The organism is Streptomyces sp. NPDC001513, from assembly GCF_042894695.1.
In the GTDB taxonomy this organism is placed as follows: domain Bacteria; phylum Actinomycetota; class Actinomycetes; order Streptomycetales; family Streptomycetaceae; genus Streptomyces.
In genome coordinates, this window is sequence record NZ_JBIAVU010000019.1 from 193,807 (window position 1) to 199,806 (window position 6,000).

Genomic DNA, 6,000 nt, shown 5'->3' on the forward strand with positions numbered 1-6,000 from the left:
CCGATGTCCCGCCCTGCCCGCCGGCAACCCCGGCAACGGCGCGGGAATCAGCCACACCCGCTCAGAGTCCAGGGGCACGCCGCCACCGCTCCGCCTCCCCCTGCCCTTGCCTTGAGCCGCCGAAGAAGGACGTACCGCCATGGCCGCCACCCCCGAAACGCCCGCAGCCGCAGCCGCCGCGCGCCGCAAGACCGGCCGTCACCGCGGTGAGGGCCAGTGGGCCGTCGGACACCACACGCCCCTCAACGGCAACGAGCAGTTCAAGAAGGACGACGACGGTCTCAACGTGCGGACACGCATTGAGACGATCTACTCCAAGCGCGGCTTCGACTCGATCGACCCCAACGACCTGCGCGGCCGCATGCGCTGGTGGGGCCTCTACACGCAGCGCAAGCCCGGGATCGACGGCGGCAAGACCGCGATCCTGGAGCCGGAGGAGCTGGACGACGAGTACTTCATGCTGCGCGTCCGCATCGACGGCGGCCGGCTGACCACCGAGCAGCTCCGCGTCATCGGCGAGATCTCGCAGGAGTTCGCGCGCGGCACCGCCGACCTCACCGACCGCCAGAACGTGCAGTACCACTGGATCCGGATCGAGGACGTCCCGGAGATCTGGCGCCGCCTGGAGGCCGTCGGCCTGTCCACCACCGAGGCCTGCGGTGACACGCCCCGCGTCATCCTCGGTTCGCCCGTCGCCGGCATCGCCCAGGACGAGATCATCGACGGCACCCCCGCCATCGACGAGATCTACCGCCGCATCGTCGGCAACCCGGACTTCTCGAACCTGCCCCGCAAGTTCAAGTCCGCGATCTCCGGCTCGCCGCTGCTCGACGTGGCGCACGAGATCAACGACATCGCCTTCGTCGGCGTGAACCACCCCGAGCACGGCCCCGGCTTCGACGTCTGGGTCGGCGGCGGCCTCTCCACCAACCCCAAGCTGGGCGTGCGCCTGGGCACCTGGGTCTCCCTCGACGAGGTCCCGGACATCTACGAGGGCGTCATCTCGATCTTCCGCGACTACGGCTACCGCCGGCTGCGCACCCGCGCCCGCCTGAAGTTCCTCGTCGCCGACTGGGGCCCGGCCAAGTTCCGCCAGGTCCTGGAGGACGAGTACCTGAAGCGCAAGCTGACCGACGGCCCCGCCCCCGAGCAGCCGACCGGCCAGTGGCGCGACCACGTGGGCGTCCACCAGCAGCAGGACGGGAAGTTCTACGTCGGCTTCGCGCCCCGCGTCGGCCGCGTGGACGGCGCCACCCTGACCAAGATCGCGGACGTCGCCGCGCAGCACGGCTCCGGCCGCCTGCGCACCACCGCCGAGCAGAAGATGATCGTGCTCGACATCGAGGCCGACCAGGTCGACTCGGTGGTCGAGGCGCTGGAGTCGCTGGACCTGCGGGTCAAGCCGTCCCCGTTCCGCCGCGGCACGATGGCCTGCACCGGCATCGAGTTCTGCAAGCTGGCCATCGTCGAGACCAAGGCGCGCGGCGCCTCGCTGATCGACGAACTGGAGCGCCGCCTGCCGGACTTCGCCGAGCCGCTCACCATCAACATCAACGGCTGCCCGAACGCCTGCGCCCGTATCCAGGTGGCGGACATCGGTCTCAAGGGCCAGCTGGTCCTGGACGACGACGGCAACCAGGTGGAGGGCTACCAGGTCCACCTGGGCGGCGCCCTCGGCCTGGAGGCCGGCTTCGGCCGCAAGGTCCGCGGCCTCAAGGTCACCTCGGCCGGTCTGCCCGACTACGTCGAGCGGGTCGTCAGGAGTTACGAGGAGCAGCGCGAGGACGGCGAGCGCTTCGCGGCGTGGGTCGCCCGCGCGGACGAGAAGAGCCTCTCGTGAGCGAGCGCGCCGCACCGTTCTACTGCCCGTACTGCGGCGACGAGGACCTGTTTCCCCACGAGACGGGCCACGGCGCGTGGGAATGCAGGGCGTGCAACCGGGCCTTCCAGCTGAAGTACCTCGGGCTGCTGTCCCGCGGTATCCGGTCCGATTCAGCTGGAGGGGACGAGATATGACCACCACTCAAGACGCGAGTCTCAGGGCCGTGGATCTCAAGGCGCTGGCCGAGCAGGCGGGCCGGGACCTGGAGGACGCCTCCGCGCCGGACATCCTGCGCTGGGCGGCCGAGACCTTCGGCGGGAAGTTCGCCGTGACCTCCTCCATGGAGGACGCGGTCGTCGCCCACCTGGCCTCGCGCGTCTTCCCCGGCGTGGACGTGGTCTTCCTCGACACGGGCTACCACTTCGAGGAGACCATCGGCACCCGGGACGCGGTCGACGCCGTGATGGACGTCAACGTCATCACGCTCACCCCGCGCCAGACGGTGGCCGAGCAGGACGCGCAGTACGGCCCGAAGCTGCACGACCGGGACCCCGACCTGTGCTGCGCGCTGCGCAAGGTCAAGCCGCTGGAAGAGGGCCTGACCGCGTACGAGGCGTGGGCGACGGGCCTGCGCCGCGACGAGTCCCCGACCCGGGCGAACACCCCGGTCGTCGGCTGGGACGAGAAGCGGCAGAAGGTCAAGGTCTCGCCGATCGCCCGCTGGACCCAGGACGACGTGGACGCGTACGTCGCCGAGCACGGCGTGCTCACCAACCCGCTGCTGATGGACGGTTACGCCTCCGTCGGCTGCGCCCCCTGCACCCGCCGCGTGGCGGAGGGCGAGGACGCGCGGGCCGGCCGGTGGGCCGGACTGGGCAAGACCGAGTGCGGACTGCACGGCTGATGACGACCGAACGTACGGAACTTACGGAGACGAAGCAGATGAGCGTGAGCGACCAGGGCGCCACCGTGTGGCTGACCGGGCTGCCGAGCGCGGGCAAGACCACGATCGCCTACGCGCTGGCCGAGCGGCTGCGCGCCGAGGGCCACCGCGTGGAGGTCCTCGACGGTGACGAGATCCGCGAGTTCCTCTCCGCCGGACTCGGCTTCAGCCGCGAGGACCGGCACACCAACGTGCAGCGGATCGGTTTCGTCGCCGAACTCCTCGCGTCCAACGGCGTGAAGGCACTCGTCCCGGTGATCGCGCCGTTCGCGGACAGCCGTGAGGCCGTCCGCAAGCGGCACGCCGCCGAGGGCAGCTCGTACCTGGAGGTCCACGTGGCCACCCCTGTCGAGGTGTGCTCCGAGCGTGACGTCAAGGGCCTGTACGCCAAGCAGGCGGCGGGCGAGATCTCCGGTCTGACCGGGGTCGACGACCCGTACGAGGCACCGGAGTCCCCGGACCTCCGTATCGAGTCGCACACGCAGACCGTGCAGCAGTCGGCCTCGGCCCTGCACGCGCTGCTCACCGAGAGGGGTCTGGCATGACCACGGCCGCACACCTGCACACCGATTCCGGCTCCGACGCCCCGTACGCGCTGTCGCACCTCGACGCGCTGGAGTCCGAGGCGGTGCACATCTTCCGCGAGGTGGCGGGCGAGTTCGAGAAGCCGGTGATCCTGTTCTCCGGCGGCAAGGACTCCATCGTCATGCTGCACCTGGCGCTGAAGGCGTTCGCGCCGGCGCCGGTCCCCTTCACGCTGCTGCACGTCGACACGGGCCACAACTTCCCCGAGGTGCTGGAGTACCGCGACCGCACGGTCGAGAAGCACGGACTGCGCCTGCACGTGGCGTCCGTCCAGGACTACATCGACGCGGGCAAGCTGCGCGAGCGTCCGGACGGCACCCGCAACCCGCTGCAGACCGTCCCGCTGACCGAGGCCATCCAGAGCCTCAAGTTCGACGCCGTCTTCGGCGGCGGCCGCCGCGACGAGGAGAAGGCCCGCGCCAAGGAGCGGGTGTTCAGCCTCCGCGACGAGTTCTCCCAGTGGGACCCGCGCCGCCAGCGCCCCGAGCTGTGGCAGCTCTACAACGGCCGCCACGCGCCCGGCGAGCACGTGCGCGTCTTCCCGCTCTCCAACTGGACCGAGCTGGACGTCTGGCAGTACATCGCCCGTGAGGGCATCGAGCTGCCGGAGATCTACTTCGCCCACGAGCGCGAGGTGTTCCTGCGCAACGGCATGTGGCTGACGGCCGGCGAGTGGGGCGGCGCCAAGGAGGGCGAGGTCCCCGAGACCCGCCTGATCCGCTACCGCACCGTCGGTGACATGTCCTGCACCGGCGCCGTCGACTCCGACGCCACCACGCTGGACGCCGTGATCGCCGAGATCGCCGTCTCCCGCCTCACCGAGCGGGGCGCGACCCGCGCCGACGACAAGATGTCCGAGGCCGCGATGGAAGACCGCAAGCGCGAAGGGTACTTCTAGACATGACCAGCACCACCGAGCAGTTCGCGGATGTGTCCGCGACCACGCTGCTGCGCTTCGCGACCGCCGGTTCCGTCGACGACGGCAAGTCCACCCTGGTGGGCCGGCTGCTGCACGACTCCAAGTCGGTCCTGACCGACCAGATGGAGGCCGTCGAGGCCGTCTCCGCCCAGCGCGGCCAGGAGGCCCCCGACCTCGCGCTGCTCACCGACGGCCTGCGGGCCGAGCGGGAGCAGGGCATCACCATCGACGTCGCGTACCGCTACTTCGCGACCGCGCGCCGCCGGTTCATCCTCGCGGACACCCCGGGGCACGTGCAGTACACCCGGAACATGGTCACCGGCGCCTCCACGGCCGACCTGGCCGTGGTCCTCGTCGACGCCCGCAACGGCGTCATCGAGCAGACCCGCCGGCACGCGGCCGTGGCCGCGCTGCTGCGCGTCCCGCACGTGGTGCTGGCCGTCAACAAGATGGACCTGGTGGGCTACCAGGAGTCGGTCTTCGCGGCCATCGCCGAGGAGTTCACCGCGTACGCCTCGGACCTGGGCGTCCCGGAGATCACCGCGATCCCGATCTCGGCGCTGGCCGGCGACAACGTCGTGGAGCCGTCCGCCAACATGGACTGGTACGGCGGCCCGACGGTGCTGGAGCACCTGGAGACCGTCCCGGTCAGCCACGACCTCACCGCCTGCCCGGCGCGTTTCCCGGTGCAGTACGTGATCCGCCCGCAGTCCGCGGAGCACCCCGACTACCGCGGCTACGCGGGCCAGATCGCCTCCGGCGTGCTGCGCGTCGGCGAGGCCGTGACCGTGCTGCCCTCGGGCCGTACGAGCACGATCGCGGGCATCGACGCGCTCGGCGAGAGCGTCGACATCGCGTGGGCCCCGCAGTCGGTGACGCTGCGTCTGGCGGACGACATCGACATCTCGCGCGGCGACCTGATCGCGCCGTCCGCGAACGCCCCGGCCACCACGCAGGACGTCGAGGCGACGGTCTGCCACGTGGCCGACCAGCCCCTCTCCGTCGGCGCCCGGGTGCTGATCAAGCACACGACGCGCACGGTCAAGGCGATCGTCAAGGAGATCCCCTCGCGGCTGACCCTGGACGACCTGTCCCAGCACCCGAACCCCGGGCAGCTCGTGGCCAACGACATCGGCCGCGTCGTCGTCCGTACCGCCGAGCCGCTCGCGCTCGACGCGTACGCCGACTCGCGCCGCACCGGGTCCTTCCTGCTGATCGACCCGGCCGACGGCACCACCCTGGCGGCGGGCATGGCCGGCGAGTCCTTCGCCTCCAAGGCCGAGACCACCGTGCAGGCGGACGAAGAAGGGTGGGACTTCTAGATCATGCCCGCCGACATCTACTCCACCTTCGCCAAGGAGGGCGGCCGCGTAGGCAGCGGCCGCCTCGGCAGCGGCCAGGGAGGGGTGGCGCGATGTGCGCGATGACGTACGCGCACCGCACGCGCGCCCACACCCCCCACGAGCCGTACCTGCCCCTGCTCCACAGACGAAGACGTGCGTCATGAGATGACCGCGTCACGAGAGGAAGTCCTCCCGTGCCTGCCACCGCCAGCACCCGTACCACCCGCACCACCCTGCGCCGCGGCGTCGTCGCCGCCGCCGCGCTGCCGCTCCTGATCGGCGCGCTCGCCTCGTGCGGCTACGGCTCGGAGGCCAAGAAGGACGAGGGCGACAAGGCCGCGAACGCCGCCGCCACGGACGGCGCGAAGCTGTCGGCCTCCGAGGTGCG

The 6,000-nt window shown here is 71.0% G+C and carries 6 protein-coding genes and 1 pseudogene; all 7 read left to right on the forward strand.

Going from position 1 to position 6,000, the window contains the following annotated elements:
- Positions 1–139: 139 nt before the first annotated feature.
- On the forward strand, positions 140–1,840 hold the full coding sequence (locus ACFYZ4_RS35165) for a nitrite/sulfite reductase (protein WP_351301363.1): 1,701 nt from the start codon (positions 140–142) through the stop codon (positions 1,838–1,840).
- Complete coding sequence (locus ACFYZ4_RS35170; protein WP_351301360.1) at positions 1,837–2,016, forward strand: hypothetical protein; 180 nt, start codon at positions 1,837–1,839, stop codon at positions 2,014–2,016. Before ACFYZ4_RS35165 ends, ACFYZ4_RS35170 begins: the two co-directional genes overlap by 4 nt.
- The gene (locus tag ACFYZ4_RS35175) at positions 2,013–2,726 is read left to right on the forward strand and encodes a phosphoadenylyl-sulfate reductase (protein ID WP_351301357.1); all 714 of its coding nucleotides are present in this window, start codon (positions 2,013–2,015) and stop codon (positions 2,724–2,726) included. Before ACFYZ4_RS35170 ends, ACFYZ4_RS35175 begins: the two co-directional genes overlap by 4 nt.
- Positions 2,727–2,764: 38 nt before the next feature.
- Entirely contained in the window at positions 2,765–3,310 is a 546-nt protein-coding gene (gene cysC, locus ACFYZ4_RS35180; protein WP_351301354.1) for an adenylyl-sulfate kinase, read from the forward strand.
- Positions 3,307–4,248, forward strand: coding sequence for a sulfate adenylyltransferase subunit CysD (gene cysD / locus ACFYZ4_RS35185; protein WP_351301351.1), 942 nt, complete (start codon positions 3,307–3,309; stop codon positions 4,246–4,248). Before cysC ends, cysD begins: the two co-directional genes overlap by 4 nt.
- A 2-nt stretch (positions 4,249–4,250) precedes the next feature.
- On the forward strand, positions 4,251–5,591 hold the full coding sequence (locus ACFYZ4_RS35190; RefSeq protein ID WP_351301348.1) for a GTP-binding protein: 1,341 nt from the start codon (positions 4,251–4,253) through the stop codon (positions 5,589–5,591).
- A 215-nt stretch (positions 5,592–5,806) separates the two neighbouring features.
- A pseudogene (locus ACFYZ4_RS35195) lies at positions 5,807–6,000 on the forward strand (sulfate ABC transporter substrate-binding protein); the annotation flags it as partial.

Coding starts and splice junctions, on each gene's coding strand:
- ACFYZ4_RS35175 (WP_351301357.1), top strand. CDS start 2,013: ATGACCACCACTCAAGACGCGAGTCTCAGGGCCGTGGATCTCAAGGCG.
- cysC (WP_351301354.1), top strand. CDS start 2,765: ATGAGCGTGAGCGACCAGGGCGCCACCGTGTGGCTGACCGGGCTGCCG.
- cysD (WP_351301351.1), top strand. CDS start 3,307: ATGACCACGGCCGCACACCTGCACACCGATTCCGGCTCCGACGCCCCG.
- ACFYZ4_RS35165 (WP_351301363.1), top strand. CDS start 140: ATGGCCGCCACCCCCGAAACGCCCGCAGCCGCAGCCGCCGCGCGCCGC.
- ACFYZ4_RS35190 (WP_351301348.1), top strand. CDS start 4,251: ATGACCAGCACCACCGAGCAGTTCGCGGATGTGTCCGCGACCACGCTG.